Genomic DNA, 18,929 nt, shown 5'->3' with positions numbered 1-18,929 from the left:
ATTCTTCACTCTCCCTCGGCCAGTTTAATGTATAACGTAATTTTTGTCCCTTCCCCAACCTGAGAATCAATCGTATACCAAAACCGATCTTCGTAGTATAGCTTCAAACGGCCAATGACATTTCTAAATCCAATTCCTCTACCTGTACTGTCCAATACTTCAGTTGATACCAAGCCATCGGTCTTTCCTTCTTCTAATAAATTCGCTACCACTTGTGGCGACATCCCAATTCCGTTATCTTCCACCACAATTGATAAGACATCGTCTGATTTCTTCGCACTTATTCTTATATTCGCGTACACTTTTCCTTCTAAACTATACTTCACTGCATTCTCAACTAATGGCTGTAAAATAAATTTAATAATACGAATCTTTCGAACTGAAGGGTCTTCATCAATGGTTATTGAGACATTATCTTCGTATCGGAGTTTAACAATTTCACAAAAATGATGAATATATTTTATTTCCTCTTCTAAACTCACTAAATCACTATTTGATTGAAGGGAATATCTCATCATTCTTCCAAGTGATTCACTCACATCCATTACCTCATGATTCCTACCTTGAGCTGCTAATCCTCCTAGGACTTCAAGCGTATTATTTAAAAAATGAGGATTTATTTGTAAAAGCAATGCTTTATACTCTGCATTTTTCCTTCTAATCTTTTCCTCATACTCGGTTTTTATTAACTTTTCCAATCGGTCAACCATATGACTAAACCCTTTAATCACATAGCCTACCTCACTTTGATTAGAGCTTATCAATGGCAGATGTTGTTTTCCTCCACTAAAGTCACCCTTTTCAATAAATCTCATCGACTTTGCTAGCTTAGCTAGTGGTCTGGCTATATTAGAAGAAAGTCCAATAGAGGCAAGAATCGTTAACAAGAATAAGAATAAACTAATGTACAATAAGTTTTTTTGTAATGAATTGATCTTTGAGAATAGTTCATCTTGCGGTACTTCACCAATAAGAACCCAATCTTTCACATGTAATCTTTGATAGAAAACCAAATGCTCATCATCACCATCAGTTATATTTATTACACCTTTACTACCGCTTTCCTTCTCTTTAAGTTGCTGAATACCACTTTCAATCACCGTTTGTTTCGTTAACACTTCCTGGTTTAAAACACTTTTACCATCCCAATTCAATAGATAGATTCGACCAGTCTCTCCTAGTTTGATTTCATTCAGAGCATCTTCTAGAAGGGAGGTTGGGAAATTCACTTTTATTACTCCTTTTCGCTCTAATGTGTTGATATCAAACAGGGGAAATAAGTAGCTATTGACTCTTCTACCTTCAAATGGCTCATAAAGATCTTCATGTGTGTCCATCCAGCGTTGAGCACCGTCTGAGAAGGCGTTAAACCAATTACTTGTTACGAATTCACGATTATTTACCCAGGTCGTTGTACCATCATTTAGAAAGATAGAAATAGAAATACCATTAGAGTTATTAACCATAATTGACGAAAGAAATTCTTTAATCTGGTTATTCATAATCACTTTTTCTTCAAGTTTTGTGGTACTTCCCATTTGTGAACTTAAAAGTTCCTGTGTTGTTGGATTAACAAGTACCTGCTTTGCCATTTCTTCCGCTTGGGTGGTAATGGAATTAATATATAGAGTGTATTGGTCCATTGTCTGAAGAGTCGATGTCTTAATTTGATCTTCCATCATACCAGTGGATTGATATGGAATAACTATAGATAACACAATAATTGGGACAATAACTAAAATGAAAAATGTTAACATTAATCTACTTCTTAACGAAAACAACAACCCACTAACCTCTTTTCTTCAACATTTAAAGGACCTTAAATGATAAGTTAACCCGCAATTATATTATATCTAGACATGCACAACTTTGGGATAAATTCTTAAAAAGAAGCTCCTCATTCAAGCGGAGCTTCTTTTCGTTTTTCAGCACGGTTGCTACCTGATTTATTTTGCTTTAGTTCAAATCTGACGAAAGAATCCACTGCTGCCTCTTTAAATGTGGACTAGAGGTGTTTAACATTAGCATTCCTTCCTCCGATACCTCAAGAGCCTTCCCATTATGAACAGATGTGATTCTCACAGTACCATTATCATTTTTTGTAATCAACCAGCGTTGGTTATGATAACCAAGGTAGTTGTACAACTGGATTTTATTTTGACCAGTATCCAGATCAAGTGCTTTTGTACCCTCAGCTCGTATAGAAAAAGAACCAAGCTCATCACCTGTTGGTATTAATGTCCATTTAGTAGCAATGTCAGCTTCAGATGTAGTTACTGGTTCACCATTCTGAGACTTAGCAGTAAATATAGCTTGGCCGCTCGCTAGATTCGTAAAGCTTGTAACAGTTAGATTCGCTTTAGACATATTGGTAACATGCACATTCTGATAGGTTGCTTGACCTCCAAATACATTTAACCCAAAATGCCCCTCAGCAAAGGTACCATCTTGGACGTCCATGATTTTTTGACCATCAACAATAATTTGGATATGAGGTCCCTTCGCTTCAATCTTAACTTGATAGGTTTTACCAGGCTGAATAAAGGCTGGAACTTTTTTAATCACCATCCGTTCCTGAAAACTACCATCTACTTTATAAAATAAACGAAATGCTTTCATATTAGGATCAAGATTGAAATAATATCCGTTTCTACCATCTTCACTAGCACGGAACAGAATGGAGCCTGCTCCACCTGATTCGCCTAACATCATCTCTGCTTCATACGTGAAATCTCCTGCGGTTTCCTTAGCTATATAGTTCGCATCACTTGTGTGGGTGCCACGGATTCCATTTTCAGTAAAGGTCCATTTGGAGGCTGCTAGATCTGATTTCCAGTCAGTTAGATTTGTATAGAACTCTCCTTCATATACTTTTACAACCACACTGGCTGAAATCTTTCCATTTGGCGTAGAACTAGTAATAATCGCCTCTCCTTTGCTACCAGCTTTAAGTACCGCTTTAGAGCCAGTCGAAGTATCCACCTTAACTACTTTTGGATCGCTAGATTTCCATTTAATCGGCTGTTGCCCTTTCCCTTTTCCATTCTCCACAGTAGCAGTTAAAGTTAGTGTATCTCCACTATTCATCTCCCGTTGATTAGTATCCATTACAATTGATGTATCCTGATTGGAGTTCTGGTTAAATGTATCAGCTAAAGAATGAACTTTTAATGATACAACATTCACATTGCCTCCCTTAGTATAGAAGCTCATACCCCGGCTTGATGGATTAGGGAAAATCACATCAGAAAAAACAACTTTTCCATCATTAGCAAAAACCTCTATGGACGAATCATCCACAAAGATGTTCAATTTAATACGTCCATTCTTAGGTGTTAATGGGGCTTCATGGTAAGTTGAGAAAAGACTGGAGAAGTCTGCTTCCCCCGACTTAGAACGATCGACAAATAATTGATTTTCCGATACTTTATATCCAACAACAGTTTTTTCGGTAGATCCCTCACGAACTTGAAAACCAAATTCTGTCGTACGACTAGTTGCAGGGATTTCTATCTCAGCTTCAATTTCAAATGCACCTGAAGTTACTTCTTTCAACAAGTTGGAAGCGTTGGTTGGGTTGACGTTCTTGTTTTGTGTATCGTAGAGGCTATTACGAATGGACTGTAGTTCCTTAATTGGAGCCTGTACCATTCTAATACCTTCCTCTGTTTTCACTAATCCCACTTCCCTTGGAATCGTCAATACGCCCTTCCAACCATTTGTTGGGAACGCAAATGGGTAATCCCAATTGGTCATCCAAGCAAGCATTACGCGTCGGTCGTCAGGCATATTAGCAAAGGACATCGATGCATAAAACTCCTTCCCATAATCCGTTCTTAGAACATCGCCTACCTTATTGTCATTAATGAATTTACCCTCAGATGTTAATTCTCCGATAAAATACTCCGCATCAGATCCTTGTGTTTTTTGATTTGCACCTGTGCTAATCATTAGTACCCATTTTTTCTCATCAGTACCTTCTACCTGAAGTTCGAAAAGATCCGGACACTCCCATACACCGCCACGTACATAGTCTCCATAACCAAAACGATCAGTAAGCTTCCAATCAATTAAATTTGTTGATGTGAAAAAGCGTATATGATCTCCTCCAGATACAACCATCACCCAACGGTTGTTTGCCTCATCTCGCACTACTTTTGGATCACGAAAATCCCAGCCTCCTGGATCATCTCCATTCTTTCCTGGATTCTCTATTACCATTGGATGCTCAGTTGAATAGTTCCAAGTGCGACCTTGATCAGTACTGTAGGCGAGGCCAATGCGTTGGTTACCATTAGGTCCATCTGGATTAAAGGAAGTGTAATACGCAATAAGTCCTTTTCCGCCGGAATTAGTGAATAGTCCTGATGTGTTATTCAAATCTGCAACTGCAGAACCAGACCAAACATGCCCATAGTCATTCCATGGCAACGCGATAGGAAGGCGCTTCCAATTCACCATATCCTTACTAACTGCATGTGCCCACTTGCCCCCATCTTGATGAAACAAATGATATTCACCTTCATAATAGACTAACCCATTGGGATCACTAACCGAACCTCGAGCTGGTGTATAATGATAATCTGGTCTATATTTCTCTGTGTAATAACTTGACTGTGGGATAAGATAGATATCCTGGAAATAGGCGGAGCCTGATGTCACGGTAAAACCAGCTAATCCTGACAGATTACTAGAGTCACTCACCTTTATAGCTCCTTCAGAATACCCATCAACATAAAGTTCGATTTCGTTCCCGTTAGCTATAATTTCTACATGGTGTATTGTATCTTCTTCGGATATATAAGTACGGTTAGACGTTTTCAGAACCGTTCCATCCGCCTTCTTTAAATGTGCTTTGATAGTGCTCCCTTCTTTAACAAGAGTAGCTTTATAGCCAGATGTCCCTTGCTCATTCGTACGAAATGTTAGTGATGCTTCCGTTGCTTCTTGATCAAAAGAAACATTTCCTTCTAGCACGAAATCTTCTGAGATATGATTGTAGATTTTCTTTGCTTCTGTCCCACCAAACGCATTTCCCTTCATCCCTTTAATGGACGGCTCCCAACTCCCTTCTTCATATATGACTGTTCCTAGATTAGTAGAAAGCTCACTCACCTTAATATTTTGAAATAAGGCTGAACCATCCCATACATTAAGCCCTAAGAACCCCTTCCCATATGTAGTTGTTTTCACATCAATGATTGGGGCATATTGGTTCTCCCAATAAACTTTTATTTGATCTTTTACCACCTTCACTTTGAGATGATAAATTCCACCATCCTCTATATGAACGTGATATTCCTCTTTTAATCTACTTTCATCACGAGCATCTCGTAGACGAACAAGCCCTGCATTTGGAACAATTTGCACCATGTATGATTCCCAACCATCCTCATTAGAACGAAATAGTAAAGTGGCATCCGCATTCTTGTCTATTATTTTCACATCAGCTTCATAGATAAAGTCCTCAGATATCACACTTGAAATAGCCATCACATTTTCTTTAGGTTCTGCTGAAAGCAATAGTCCTTGTTCTGTGTCCTTTAATGTTCCTTTTCCTTTAACTTCCCAACCCGATAGATTAGTAGTTGCTTTGTATCCGCTTTCAAATATACCCGTTCCCTCCTTTGTTTCTTTACTTACCACTTCGTTAGATTCATTTGCTCCCACTTTCGACGGATGAACTAGAATTGAACCTGTGGATGAAACGATAAGTACTGTTACTAAGAATAAAGATGACCATTTTAACAAAGCTTCTTTCATTTTTCGCCCTCTCTTCCAAATAAATTTAGAATACATTTTGAATCAGCATAGTCATAGAGGTCGATTCTTTCCGCTGGGTGCTGCACTTCCTACCACAGCTAGAAATAGAAAGTGCTTCACTTTAAATACATGCCTTGCTTACAATTTAGCAAAAATGTAAAACAAGGTCAACAACTATGTAAAAAATAATGTTTACATTTGTAACATTTATTATTACAAATAACTTTCCAATCGTATTCCATATAAACAATAGAACCCTAATCTTTCATGATTTATTTATATGTTACTAGTAAAATCACTTTTCTAATTCACATAATGAATAATTACTCAATTGGATTTTACATTTGCAAACGAAACTTTCCATTTGTAAGTTTATTATTGCTATTCTTCACAATCTATTATACATTTGGTATAGAAAGTAAGATTGTGCTTTACTAAGAATACGTTAAGTAAGGGTGGCATAAATAAATGGCGAAAGAAAAGACAACGATACAAGATATCGCCGATGCGCTTGGGATTTCTAGAAATACTGCTTCAAAGGCTTTGAACGGAAATAGCAATATACCTGAGGAAACACGAAACAAGGTATTAAAAAAAGCTATTGAGTTGAAATATAAGCAATTTGCTCTTATGGATAGCCATGCGATTCTTCCAAAAACTACAGGGAATATCGCATTATTAACAGCTAATCTTCCTAACACCTCTTCTCATTTTGGTTCCAAGTTAATAAGTGGACTTGAAAAACATATAAGCTCTCATGGATATAATTTGTCATTCCATATTGTTAGAGAGGTTAATCTAACTTCTTTATCCTTACCAAAAAATCTCGACGCATCAAATGTTGACGGCATTATATGTATTGAGTTATTTGATCTAGATTATAGTACTCTCATTACAAACCTTGGTATACCTACAGTGTTTATTGACTGTAATGCAACCATATATTTTTCCGAATTTAAAGCAGATTTGCTCTTAATGGAAAATCAGCATAGTAGCTATTTCCTTACAAAAAAGCTAATTGAAACTGGATACCAAAGCTTTGGATTTGTTGGAGATTATAATCATTGTCTTAGTTTTTATGAGAGATGGATGGGCTTTAATCATGCATTAACTGTCTCAGGAATTCACCTTGACCCAAGACAATGTCTCATTGGAGAAGATTCCAACTTCTCGAATCACTATTGGATTGAGGAACAATTGAAAAAGATGACAATCTTACCTTCTGTTTTTATCTGTGCTAATGATTTCATTGCTGTAACCTTAATGAAGGTACTCAAAGATATGAATATCTCGGTCCCTGACAATGTTGCTATCTCTGGATTTGATAACGGACCAGAAACCAGTATTGTAGATCCGCCATTAACAAGTGTACATATCTACAGTAATGAGATGGGTATAAAAGCAGCTGAGATGTTATTATCAAGAATAAGCAACCCAAAACAGCCGTATCAGATTACTCATATTACTACAAAGCCACTATTTCGTGAGTCTACTCCTATTAATTTCGGATGATAAATAGACTGTGGAACAGCTAAATTGTTATTAATCATCTACATCGTACATATTATATTTCCGTTTGATGGTGGCATATTGGGAACAATTAAATTTATCAGAACAAAAAGGCACAACCCGCAAAATTGCTGGTGTGCCTTTATCTTTTTACCAAATGATAGTGCTTTCAACAGTTTCAATCACAAAACACCTTTTATTTTAATGGATATCCCATTGTTGACATAAGTGCCAATTCAGGCTGAGTTGAGTCTAAACGGCTGTATTGGACGATAACTGGAAGATCACTTTCAACTTCGATTGAATATGGAACACCGACTGGAATCGATTTACCATTTAACTCCAATGAAGACGTTCTCAAATGATTGCTTCTTTTTCCCTTCATAACGACAGGAATTCGTTCAATCGGATCCTGATCCTCAAAGTAAATTGAGATATGAAGGTTTGCCTCCTGCTCATTCAGATTTAGGATACAAATAGACTCATGGCTTAACTGTTCTCCAGAGCTAAGTGGTGGAATATATCCATCTGGAATAATCCAATGTGTTTCACCTTTTCTAGTACTCATCAGAAATAACCTCCTATTAATCGAAAAATCATAGATTGATAACCTATATCTACTATATTGACATAACTATATGAATTTTCAAGTGAAATTTTTGTATCGAAAAGCGCTGTATAAAATGAGGAGTTTTGTTGAACTTCCACTTCTTTTGATAGCTTTTGTCAAGCAGAAGGAAAACACTGATAGGTACGGAGAATATAGAGGTATCAATCATATCTGAAACTACTATCTGAAAGGGAAGGTAAAGCCATGAATTCTACTCAATTTGTAAAAGCATATTCTATTAATGAGGTTTCTAAGAAAATTAATACGCCAACTGGTACAATTAGACAGTGGGAAAAAGATTTGAACGGGGTACTAATCATCCCACGTACAAAGCAAGGTGCCAGATTTTATACGGATAGAGAAATCGAATTACTTTTAAAAATAAAAGACATGCGCAATCAAAATGTTCATAAAAGTATGATACGAAAACTACTCGAGAAGTATCTTCACTCAACTTCGGAAGCAGCTTCTGAATCATTCGAACCTGAAGCCGAAGAGCCAACAAACAATGAAGTTCAATTAGTAGGAGACCCTACTCCCATCCAACAGGAGCAAGATGTCGAAGCAGTTAATTTTCGGATGGAAGCATTTAAACAAGAATTATTACAAGATATTAAGTATGAGATGACACAAAATAAACACGAAATTATTGATGAGCTCAAAAATGAATTGGTGAATCATTCGCTTCATACTATACAAGGTGTTTCAAAATCAATTCAAAGGTCAAATGATAAGAGAAAAGCTGAAGTGGAGCAATTATCAGAGAGTATTCATGAGGTTTCGGAACTCACTTCCGAACAATTCGAAGCCCTCTCTACCAAGGTTGCGAAGTATTCAGAAGGGACTTCCGAACAACTTGAAACCATCTCAACAAGCCTTGCGAAAGATTCAGAACGTACTTACGAAGGGATTTCAAAGCAAATAACACAATCAATTAAGGCAACAACCACTAGTAACAAGAAAACACTTGCTAAAGTTAACCATTCCATCGGGGATATGAGACATGAGCTAAATGAGTTCTCAAAATCACTAGGAAATGAACAAAAACAAATAGACCAAATCAAACAAGCTATTCAAGAACTTAAAGAACACACAGAAACCATTCACCAAAGAGAAGAAGTCTTTCAAGAACTAGTTACTAACTTCCGAGAAGTCGCAGCATCAAGAGAAAATAAACGCTGGTGGAAATTCTGGTAAAGAAGATTCGGGACGGTTCTCACGCTTCCTTTTGGAAGTGTGAGAACCGTCCCCACTTTGCCCACCTTGCCCCAACTAAATTAAAGGAAAATTCCATCCATATTTAGGATCCTTAAATGAAGGTGGGCGTTTAGATGATTTTGGCATTGACCAAGAATCCTCAATATATTCCATCTTCACTTTCTTATCTGAGTAATCCTTCAATAAAATCTTAACCTCTGGGTTGTATTCAAATCGCATCAACATGTAGCCTCCTTCATCATACTTTTCTATCCTATTCAGATTTATCCTATTTTGAGCATGTGCATACACTTCGTTGCAGATTCAGTTTAGGTATATGCACTAAAAATGAGCTTTGTGCATAGGGTATTGAGACTTACTTTACTTATGCAGGAGGTTCTTATGACTAAACATCATCCAAAACAACCAGGAGATCACTCTAACTACGATGAATATACAACAAAAGATGCGCAAAAAATGGAGCAAATAAAATATGCACAGGAAATGTTTGAGGCTAATAAACAAGTAGATCCGTATCCGTTATATCCTAACTACGGGAAAATTGTCCGTTATGAGGAAGTACCACTAAATGCACCTGAGCAACGTCAATTATGCCATCCAGGATTAGAAAATCTAATGGTGCCAAAGCCAATTATTGAGAACGACCATTATAAAGGGAGCGGTAAATTAAAAGGAAAAGTTGCATTAATTACAGGTGGAGACAGTGGAATTGGAGCATCTGTTGCCATTGCATTTGCAAAAGAAGGAGCAGATATTGCCATTGCTTATTTAAATGAGCATGCGGATGCAAACCGAACAAAAGCTCGAGTTGAGCAACTCGGACAGCGCTGTCTACTCATGCCAGGAGACTTACGAGAGAAGGAACAATGTATTGCGATTGTTGATAAAACGATTGAAACATTCGGGCAATTAGATATCCTTTGTAATCACGTCGGTATTCAATTTCAACAGCTAAGTCTAACCGATATTACAGATGAGCAATTTGATGATACTTTTAAAGTGAATATCTATTCTCACTTTTACACAACGAGAGCAGCTCTCCCACACATGAAGCCAGGCAGCTCGATTATCAATACGGCTTCTGTTGTTGCTTTTGCCGGTGAAGAACAGATGATTGATTACACAGCGACAAAGGCAGCAAATGTTGGATTCACACGAGCGCTTGCTAATAACGTGATTAAACAAGGAATTAGAGTGAATGCAGTCGCACCAGGTAGAACGTGGACACCTTTAATTCCAGCGAGCTTTACATCAGATGATGTTGCTGTATTTGGATCTGATAATCCAATGAAGCGACCAGCTCAGCCATTTGAATTAGCACCAACCTACGTATATTTAGCATCAGACGACTCTCGCTTTGTGACAGGGCAAACCCTTCACGTCAACGGCGGAGAAATCATGGGATAAAAAATTCGGGACGGTTCTCATGCTTCCAAAGAAGCGTGAGAACCGTCCCCATATCACCAAATTATGAACTACATCCACCCCCACAACTAGAGCAGCTAGATCCTCCTGAATCGCCACCAGAATCCCCACCAGAGTGATCATCTGAGGAGCATGCATATCCAGAGCAAGCATAACCATTTCCCTGTACCCCTTTTTGAAATTCATTTGGAATCAAGTCGCTCATAAACTCCTGATATTGAAATTCCTCATAGATTGAATAAAAAACAGCTGCACCCAGTGCATACGTTAATAACTGAGAATTCCCTATTGATGATGGTGCCTTCAAGTCAGGCCCATCTCCTTCCTGCTGCAACTGGTCTGCCTCATGAATTTGATTTTTCATTTGCTTGATTAACGCCTTTTTGACATCCAACCAATCTTCATTATCACGAAAATAAAGACGAAGAAGCTCTTCTTCAGAACGCTGTTTAAAGTCCTCGAGAGTTTCGCGTTTAATTGGATTCTGCAAAAAACCTCCCCAAATCAATCGACTATTCGTTGTTTGCTCAAACAGGCTTAAATAGACCCAATCGAAGAACGCCCTCTCTCCAGGAATCGGTGTGCTTTCCATATTAGGAATATGATGCAAGGTTTCACCATAAAATTCCTTTGAAAACTTTTCATAATCCCTTGTAAACATCAGCATCTCATGCCAAATATCATCTACTCTAGCACTAAACATCGGAACTGATCGCAATAAGCTATTCATGACAAAATAACGCTTCATTTCTAACAAAGTCCATTCAAATTCGTAATCTGCCAAGCTAGGACGTTCCCTCAACACCCGGTTTTTCACATTATCGAGGTAAAAAGAGGTTAAGGACTTATCCAAAGCATGAACTATAGGTACTCCACCTTCAATACGAATCCCTAAATTCTCCGGAATCGGTTCATTTCGTAGCCCTTTTCTTCGTGTTGCCCGTGGCTTGCTTTTACTCACAATTAAAGCCACGATCAAGACAAACACAATCACTCCAATTAACAGTCCTATCATATTTTTGTCCCCCTCACACTAGATGTTTGCAAATAAGGTAGACTATAAAACACGTTGATACATTCTAAGTCCTAGAAATACAGCCCACGCTTCGCCATCATGATTCACATAAAATGTCATCGGTCTTTCATTCTTTTTTATTACCAATGTTTGAGGCGTACTCGCCCTTAATTCAACAACCTCACCAAACGCCTCAGCCATTATCGCACCATTGTCGAGGTAAATTCGAATTCTACTATCATTCTCAGGTGCCCCGTACGTTCCAAGCAATGGCTGTAATTCATCCTCTGTTATTTCATAGATTGGCTCAACACCAGGCTGTTCTTCAAGTGCTACACCTAAAACAGTATTAACCGCCGCCTGCCAAATAGTTCTCACTGATACCCCAGTTACATTAGTTAACACAGAAATGACTAATTTCTCCTCAGGAATAAAGCCGAAATTCGAGGAAACACCCGGCTGACTACCACCATGTTCAACAAGACTGACTCCATGATAATCTGGTGTCGTTCTTAATGCATATCCATAATAAGAGGCACGATCTACTTGGAATCTAGGCTCTCGCATTTCCACAAGAACATCTTCCCTCATTCCAAGTGTATCCATGATATCCTTATCCAAATACACTTGCCCATATTTCAATAAATCTATCACCGTCGAGCGAACTCCTCCACCCACCTCATAATTTCCAAGTGACGGCCACGATGCTTCCACTAATCTATTTTCCTCAGATTGAAAGTTATATGGAACGGTCACATTCTCATATTTACTTACTTCTTCAAGACTATAAGTAGATCGAACCATTCCTAATGGATTTAAAATATGCCCAGTCATATACCTACGATAGAGACATCCTGTTACCTTTTCAATGATCGCTCCTAGTAATAAAAACGTATCATTGCAATAGCTTAAATATGTGCCTGGTTCACCTAATGGTGTGTAGCTAGAAGTAGCTAAATAATGGATATGTTCATTAAATTTATTTAATTCCTCTTTCCGATCCATTGGAGGTAAACCAACCGAATGTGTCAAGAGATGATGAATACGGACGGTACTCATATCCTCCAAATGAGGGAGTGTGAAGTCAGGCAAATAAGTAATCACCGGGTCATCCACATGAAGTTTCCCTTCAGACTGAAGCTTCATAATGGCCAATGCCGTCATTGACTTACTAATCGAAGCAATCCCAAAGATTGTATCCTTTGTGACAGGATCTTTTGTGACAATGTCACGATAACCAAATCCATTTTCATAGATGAGTTCACCGTCCTTTGAAACGGCAACCGCTACACCAGCAATATGTTCTTCTTTCATAAGTGCTTGAACATATTCTTCAAAGACAGACCACTTCAACATTTCCCCACACCCCTTAGCCATTCTTTTTTATAGTAAAATATCAAACTCGTTTTATCCCATATTCACTTTTCTTTTTTCTAAAAGCGGCTCACTGACACCCTTTACTCCTACAAGTCCCATCATCGTAAGGAAAATTTTTTGTGCTCCAAAATACGAATCAGTCGGGTCAAAATATTCATTTAATGTGTGTACGCCACCAAAATCTCCTCCGCCACCAAGCGTAACCGCAGGAATTCCTAAAAAGATTGGAACATTCGAATCCGTACTACTTGCATCACCTAAGATTCCTTCGAATCCAAGTGATTTTGATGCAGCAACCGAAGCTTGCACAATCGCTGCATCCGCACGTTGAGAACCAGCCGGTCGGTCTCCCACACGCTTCACATCAACCGTAATCACATCCGTCTGCCAACGTTCATTTTCTTCGTCTGCTGCCCTTTGCAAAATGTGCAGCACTTTCTTATCTAATTTCTCTAATTCTTCTTGTGAATTTGATCTAAGATCAACTAACATCGATGCTTCCTCAGCAATCGTATTCACCGATGTTCCACCATTAATCATCCCAACATTGAATGTTGTTTTTGGCTCAGCCGGCGTCTCTAGCTGTGAAATCATCGCAATCGCTCTTCCCAATGCATGAATCGTACTTGGCGTCCCAAAATTGCCAAAGCTATGACCACCTGGCCCTTTATATGTAACCTGATAACGTGCACTTCCTGTACCTAAATATGTAATTCTTTCAGGATCTCCCGGCTCAATTGAAATAAAGCCATCAATTTCGTCATTATCTTTGAAGAGCTCCTTCACTCCACGTAAATCGCCTAACCCCTCTTCACCAACCGTTGCTCCAAAAACAAGGTCACCTTCCGTCTCTATCCCAGCATGATTTAGCGCTCGAATTAAAGTAAGTACGACAGCTAAGCCTCTTCCATCATCTGAAATCCCAGGGGCATAAATTTTCCCATCCACTCGTTTCGCAACCGTATCTGTCCCCTCAGGAAACACAGTATCAAGATGGGCACAAACAACTAATGTAGGTCCATTTCCCGATCCAGGCCTTATCCCAAACACATTGCCAACGTCATCAACTTTTATATATTGAATACCCAATTGTTCCAATCTTTTCTTATAATCTGCTCCACGAGTATCTTCTGCAAAGGTTGGAGCTGGAATCGTTGTAATTTCAATCTGTTCCTCAGCCGTACGATCATTATCCTCTTTAAGAAACGCTAATGCTTCCTTCACATCAACATTCTCTGTCACACGTTGAAATACATTTTCTACTTTTTCCGATAAAATAAGGTCCTTCCCCATCGAAATCGATTCCTCCTCCATATTCTGAAAATAAAATATATTCTATAATTCTACTATACTACAATCTCTTCCAAATCAAAAACAATCAAGTCTGTCATGTAAAAGCATTTCTTGTGACACAAAAAAACCCATCCTTTAAGATGGGCTTTCAGTACTTTATAACGTTACACCAGATTTAAAGATGCCAATTTCTCTAAAATGATTAATCTCATTATTCACTTTTTCCCCACTAGCTACTTTAATAATATACGAGATAAAGTCATTTAACAGCTCTTCTTGAGATTCACCATCAATTAATGTACCTGCGTTAAAATCAATCCAATGAGGCTTTGTTTCATAAATTTGTGTATTCGATGAAACTTTGATTGTTGGAACAAATGTACCTAGAGGTGTTCCTCTTCCTGTTGTGAAAAGAACCAACTGACAACCTGCAGATGCAAGGGCTGATGCAGCAACTAAATCATTACCAGGTGCACTTAATAAATTCAGTCCATTTGTACGTAGGATTTCCCCATACTTTAGCACCTCAACAACCGGTGATGTCCCTGCCTTTTGCGTGCAACCAAGTGACTTATCCTCAAGCGTTGTAATCCCACCAGCTTTATTCCCTGGGGAGGGATTTTCATAGACAGGCTGATCATGCTTTTCAAAATAGCGCTTGAAATCATTAATCAAATCAACAATTTGTTCAAACACCTCTTCGTTTTTGGCTCGCTCCATTAACAGCTTCTCCGCTCCAAACATCTCTGGAACCTCAGTTAATACCGTCGTACCACCATTAGCTACTAAAAAGTCGGAGAATTGACCTAATAACGGGTTCGCTGTGATCCCTGAGAATCCGTCAGAGCCACCACACTTCAATCCAACCTTCAACTCTGAAATCGGAACATCCTCACGCTTATCTTCTTTAGCACTCTCGTAAATCTCAACTAATAGCTTAACGCCTTCTTCCACTTCATTCATCACTGCCTGTGAACGTAAAAACTTCACTCGCGATGAATCAAAGTCTCCAAGCTGCTCTCTAAATTCATCAATTTCATTATTCTCACAGCCTAATCCTAATACAAGCACTCCTCCTGCATTCGGATGCTTAACCGCATTTGATAGAATGGTTCTTGTATTAACATGATCATCCCCAAGCTGAGAACAACCATAATTATGCTTAAGAACATGAATATGCTCAAATGGCGCAATGCTTCCGACTTTTTCATGAAACTGTCTTATAATTTGGTCAGCAATCCCGTTTACACAGCCCACAGTTGGAACAATCCAAAGCTCATTACGTATTCCAACCCGTCCGTCTTTTCGACGGTATCCCTTGAAGGTATAGCTTTTGTTTTCGCTTCGTACTTTTGTGAGATTCGGAGCATACTGATACTCCTCCACACTAGATAAATTTGTCTTCGTATTATGAGTGTGTACCCATTGTCCGACTTCAATATCCTCTGTTGCATGACCAATTGGGAAGCTATATTTGATCACATCTTCCCCACGACGAATCGGTTTTACCGCAAATTTATGCCCTTTATTAATTGCTTCTTTGAGTTCGATGATTGTCCCATCTATATCCAATTGGACATTTTTATCAATTGGACGAATCGCTACTGCAACATTGTCTGACTCTTTGATTTTAATAAACGCTTTCATTTACTTCACCCTCTTCCTGCAAAAATTCAGCTAGAGCCTCTTGCATTCCCACGTTATGAATCAAGGTGACGTACCCTGTAACGACATCCGCAACGTATGAAAGGTCGATTCCCCATAATTCTTCCTTAGAAAGAACCGTCTTGACTAACTCTCCAATCTCAACCGATTCATCCTGCCACAGCTGTTGAAATAACGCCAATGTTGCTTCATCATCAACAAGCTTGATCTCTTCATCCCCACGTTTTCCTTTATAAAAATAAAGCAATGCACTTAATGAAAATAGGATTCCTTTTGGTAGTTGATTATAGCTTTTTTCATAATCAAGGAACGTTGGCATGACTCTTGTTTTGAATTTTGAGATGGAGTTTAACGATATACTCGCTAAATAATGATGAATGTATGGATTTCTAAAACGATTAATCACATCTTTAGCATATTCATGTAATTCATTTTTTGCATATGGTAATGTCGGGATAATCTCATCATTCATTACTTGTTCTATAAACGTTTTTGTTGCTTCGTTTGTCACTGCTTGTGAAACTGTATCTAATCCATAGAGATATGCCACTGGAGTCATCGCTGTATGAGCACCATTTAGCATTCTGACTTTCTTTGTTCTGTAAGAACTCAGATCATCTACTATATGAACATTCAGACCAGCCCGAGCCGCTGGGAATTCATCTTTAATCCATTCAGGACCTTCAATCACAAACAGTTCAAATTGTTCACCAACAACCATGAGCTGGTCTACATACCCTAACTCCGCTGTTTTTTCTTCGATCGAATCTTTTGGATAACCCGGTACAATTCTGTCCACTAATGTGTTACAGAACGTATTTGCCTTTTCAACCCATTCGATAAACTCCTCTTCAAGCTGCCACTCACGTGCAAATTGATTAACTATCCTCTTCAATTCAACCCCATTATTTTCAATTAATTCGCATGGGAAAATAATAAAACCTTTCTCAAGGTCCCCACTAAAAGCCTGGAATCTTTTATATAAAAATGCCGTCAACTTACCTGGAAAACTCTTTTGGGGTTGATCAGTTAATTTGTCGTCTGGATTAAATGCAATTCCAGCTTCAGTCGTGTTAGAAACGATAAAACGCAAATCCGGATTCTGAGCAAGCTTTAAATATTCTTCATACTCATCCTGTAGATTCAAGCCTCTGCTGATACTACGGATTACCTCATGCTCACTTACCGGTTTGTTGTCTTTAATTCCTTGCAAGTAAAGAGTGTAAAGCCCGTCTTGCTCATTCATAGTCTTAACTGTGCCACTTGATGTCGATTGCACCACCACCACTTGACCGTTAAATAGATTTTTTTTGTTCATGGTATGAATATGATAGTCAAAAAAAGCTCTCAAAAAATTACCTGTACCAAATTGTAGAACCCGTTCTGGATAAGCAACATAATCCTCTAGCAATTCTCTTTTCAAGTGTTCCAAATGAATACCTCCCACTTTTCGTGTTGCCGCAACGCAGAATAGTTGAATCATTTCTATGATTCAACTACTCTCGTTAGACTGCTACTCATAACTTGTGATACTCTATTTGTTCAAATCTGCTACTAACGCCTCTTCAAATTGAAAATATTCCTTTGCATTGTAGTAAGATACGCCTTGAATAATTTCACCGAGAAGGTCTGGGTCATTTGGAACCTCACCATTTTCAACCCATTCTCCAACCATCTGACAAATAAGTCTTCTGAAATACTCATGTCTTGTGTATGATAAGAAGCTTCTAGAATCCGTTAACATCCCAATGAATTGACTGAATAGCCCCACATTCGCAAGGGCCTTCATTTGATCTAGCATTCCGTCCTTATTATCATTGAACCACCATGCCGTACCAAATTGCATTTTCCCTCGGATTCCGCCTCCTTGGAAGCTACCGATGATACTAGCAAGCACTTGATTATCTTTTGGATTCAAAGAATATAGTATAGTCTTAGGAAGTGCATTTTCTTGTTCAAGCGTGTCTAGTAATTGAACCAATGGCTTTGATACAAGATCATCATTCATACTGTCATAGCCTGTATCTGGTCCTAATTGGCCGTACATTCTACTATTGTTGTTTCGCAGTGCATTGATATGGAACTGCATCGCCCAGCCTAAGCTCGCATATTTCTTACCTAAGAAAATGAGGGTAGAGGATTTATATTTCTTTTCCTCTTCTTCAGTTACTTTTTCACCCGAAAGCGCCTTCTTAAAGATATCATCGACTTCCTCTTGAGTCGCTGGAGCAAACATCATCACATCTATCGCATGGTCTGATACCTTTCCTCCAAGCTCATGGAAGAACTCAATTCTTGACTCAAGCGCTTGTAAGAACTCATCATATGAAGTAATCGAAACATTAGAGACATCTGACAGTAATTGTACCCACTGAAGGAAGCCTTCACGATTAATCTCTAATCCTTTATCCGGTCTGAAGCCTGGTAACACTTGTGGTTCGAAATCTTTATCTTGTTTAATTTTTTGGTGATACTCTAATGTATCTGTTGGATCATCTGTCGTTACGATCACATTAACCTTTGATTTAGTAATCAGCCCACGAACTGACAATTCATCTTCAGCTAATAAGGCATTCACTTTTTCCCAAATCATTGGTGCTGTTTTTTCATTTAAAATATCGTAAATACCAAAGAATCGTTGAAGCTCAAGATGAGTCCAATTATACAATGGATTTCCAATCGTCATAGGAACCGTTCTAGCCCAAGCCATGAACTTATCATAATCACTCGCTTGCCCAGTAATGAACTCCTCTTCAATTCCATTTGCACGCATCACACGCCACTTATAATGGTCACCATACAGCCAAGCTTCTGTGATGTTTTTAAATTTCTTATTTTCATAGATTTCCTGTGGACTAATATGACAATGATAGTCAATAATCGGTAAATCCTTCGCATACTGATGATATAAATCAACCGCTACATCGTTTGACAATAAAAAATTCTCACCCATAAATGGCTTCAATCTCTTCATCCCCTTTGCAGTTTAGGGACGGTTCTTGTTCTTCCTAATGTAGCCTTGAAAAGGAAGCATGAGAACCGTCCCGAATTAGC

13 protein-coding genes are annotated in these 18,929 nt (G+C 38.4%); 3 read left to right on the top strand and 10 right to left on the bottom strand.

What is annotated here, in order from left to right; translation table 11 throughout:
* Window positions 1-5 precede the first annotated feature (5 nt).
* Together F7888_RS06995 and F7888_RS06990 are read right to left on the bottom strand one after the other, a co-directional pair.
* Complete coding sequence (locus F7888_RS06995; protein WP_191778456.1) at window positions 6-1,784, bottom strand: sensor histidine kinase; 1,779 nt, start codon at window positions 1,782-1,784, stop codon at window positions 6-8.
* A 172-nt stretch (window positions 1,785-1,956) separates the two neighbouring features.
* Window positions 1,957-5,763 (bottom strand): GH32 C-terminal domain-containing protein, encoded by a 3,807-nt coding sequence (locus F7888_RS06990; RefSeq protein ID WP_191778455.1) that lies wholly within the window; start codon window positions 5,761-5,763, stop codon window positions 1,957-1,959.
* Between the two features lie 468 nt (window positions 5,764-6,231).
* Here F7888_RS06990 and F7888_RS06985 point away from each other — a divergent pair, with 468 nt between their 5' ends.
* A complete protein-coding gene (locus tag F7888_RS06985; protein WP_191778454.1) occupies window positions 6,232-7,275 on the top strand; it encodes a LacI family DNA-binding transcriptional regulator in 1,044 nt (347 codons plus the stop codon).
* 193 nt (window positions 7,276-7,468) lie between these two features.
* On the opposite strand, the gene F7888_RS06980 is transcribed toward F7888_RS06985, so the two are convergent.
* The gene (locus tag F7888_RS06980) at window positions 7,469-7,840 is read right to left on the bottom strand and encodes a sensory rhodopsin transducer (protein ID WP_191778453.1); all 372 of its coding nucleotides are present in this window, start codon (window positions 7,838-7,840) and stop codon (window positions 7,469-7,471) included.
* Window positions 7,841-8,086: 246 nt separating this feature from the next.
* Between F7888_RS06980 and F7888_RS06975 the strand changes: the two genes are divergently transcribed.
* The gene (locus F7888_RS06975) at window positions 8,087-9,079 is read left to right on the top strand and encodes a MerR family transcriptional regulator (protein ID WP_191778452.1); all 993 of its coding nucleotides are present in this window, start codon (window positions 8,087-8,089) and stop codon (window positions 9,077-9,079) included.
* Window positions 9,080-9,154: 75 nt separating this feature from the next.
* Here the strand turns inward: F7888_RS06975 and F7888_RS06970 are convergent, their stop codons facing one another.
* Window positions 9,155-9,322: a hypothetical protein gene (locus F7888_RS06970; protein ID WP_191778579.1), complete on the bottom strand. Its 168-nt coding sequence runs from the start codon at window positions 9,320-9,322 to the stop codon at window positions 9,155-9,157.
* Between the two features lie 234 nt (window positions 9,323-9,556).
* Here F7888_RS06970 and F7888_RS06965 point away from each other — a divergent pair, with 234 nt between their 5' ends.
* Entirely contained in the window at window positions 9,557-10,507 is a 951-nt protein-coding gene (locus F7888_RS06965) for an SDR family oxidoreductase (RefSeq protein WP_225228658.1), read from the top strand.
* Window positions 10,508-10,568: 61 nt separating this feature from the next.
* On the opposite strand, the gene F7888_RS06960 is transcribed toward F7888_RS06965, so the two are convergent.
* The 6 genes from F7888_RS06960 to uxaC form a co-directional block, all read right to left on the bottom strand.
* Window positions 10,569-11,540 (bottom strand): glycine-rich domain-containing protein, encoded by a 972-nt coding sequence (locus tag F7888_RS06960; protein ID WP_191778450.1) that lies wholly within the window; start codon window positions 11,538-11,540, stop codon window positions 10,569-10,571.
* 42 nt (window positions 11,541-11,582) lie between these two features.
* Window positions 11,583-12,896, bottom strand: a complete 1,314-nt coding sequence (locus F7888_RS06955) for a serine hydrolase domain-containing protein (protein ID WP_191778449.1) — start codon at window positions 12,894-12,896, stop codon at window positions 11,583-11,585.
* 51 nt (window positions 12,897-12,947) lie between these two features.
* Entirely contained in the window at window positions 12,948-14,210 is a 1,263-nt protein-coding gene (locus F7888_RS06950; protein ID WP_191778448.1) for a M20/M25/M40 family metallo-hydrolase, read from the bottom strand.
* 156 nt (window positions 14,211-14,366) lie between these two features.
* Window positions 14,367-15,857: a UxaA family hydrolase gene (locus tag F7888_RS06945; protein WP_191778447.1), complete on the bottom strand. Its 1,491-nt coding sequence runs from the start codon at window positions 15,855-15,857 to the stop codon at window positions 14,367-14,369.
* On the bottom strand, window positions 15,841-17,307 hold the full coding sequence (locus tag F7888_RS06940; protein ID WP_225228635.1) for a tagaturonate reductase: 1,467 nt from the start codon (window positions 17,305-17,307) through the stop codon (window positions 15,841-15,843). Before F7888_RS06940 ends, F7888_RS06945 begins: the two co-directional genes overlap by 17 nt.
* Window positions 17,308-17,409: 102 nt before the next feature.
* Window positions 17,410-18,828, bottom strand: coding sequence for a glucuronate isomerase (gene uxaC, locus F7888_RS06935; protein WP_191778563.1), 1,419 nt, complete (start codon window positions 18,826-18,828; stop codon window positions 17,410-17,412).
* Between the last annotated feature and the right edge of the window lie 101 nt (window positions 18,829-18,929).

The organism is Litchfieldia stipae (assembly GCF_014837155.1).
Lineage (GTDB): Bacteria > Bacillota > Bacilli > Bacillales > Bacillaceae_L > Litchfieldia.
The sequence above is the reverse complement of the archived record's forward strand: the minus strand, read 5'-3'. Positions and strand labels throughout refer to the sequence as shown.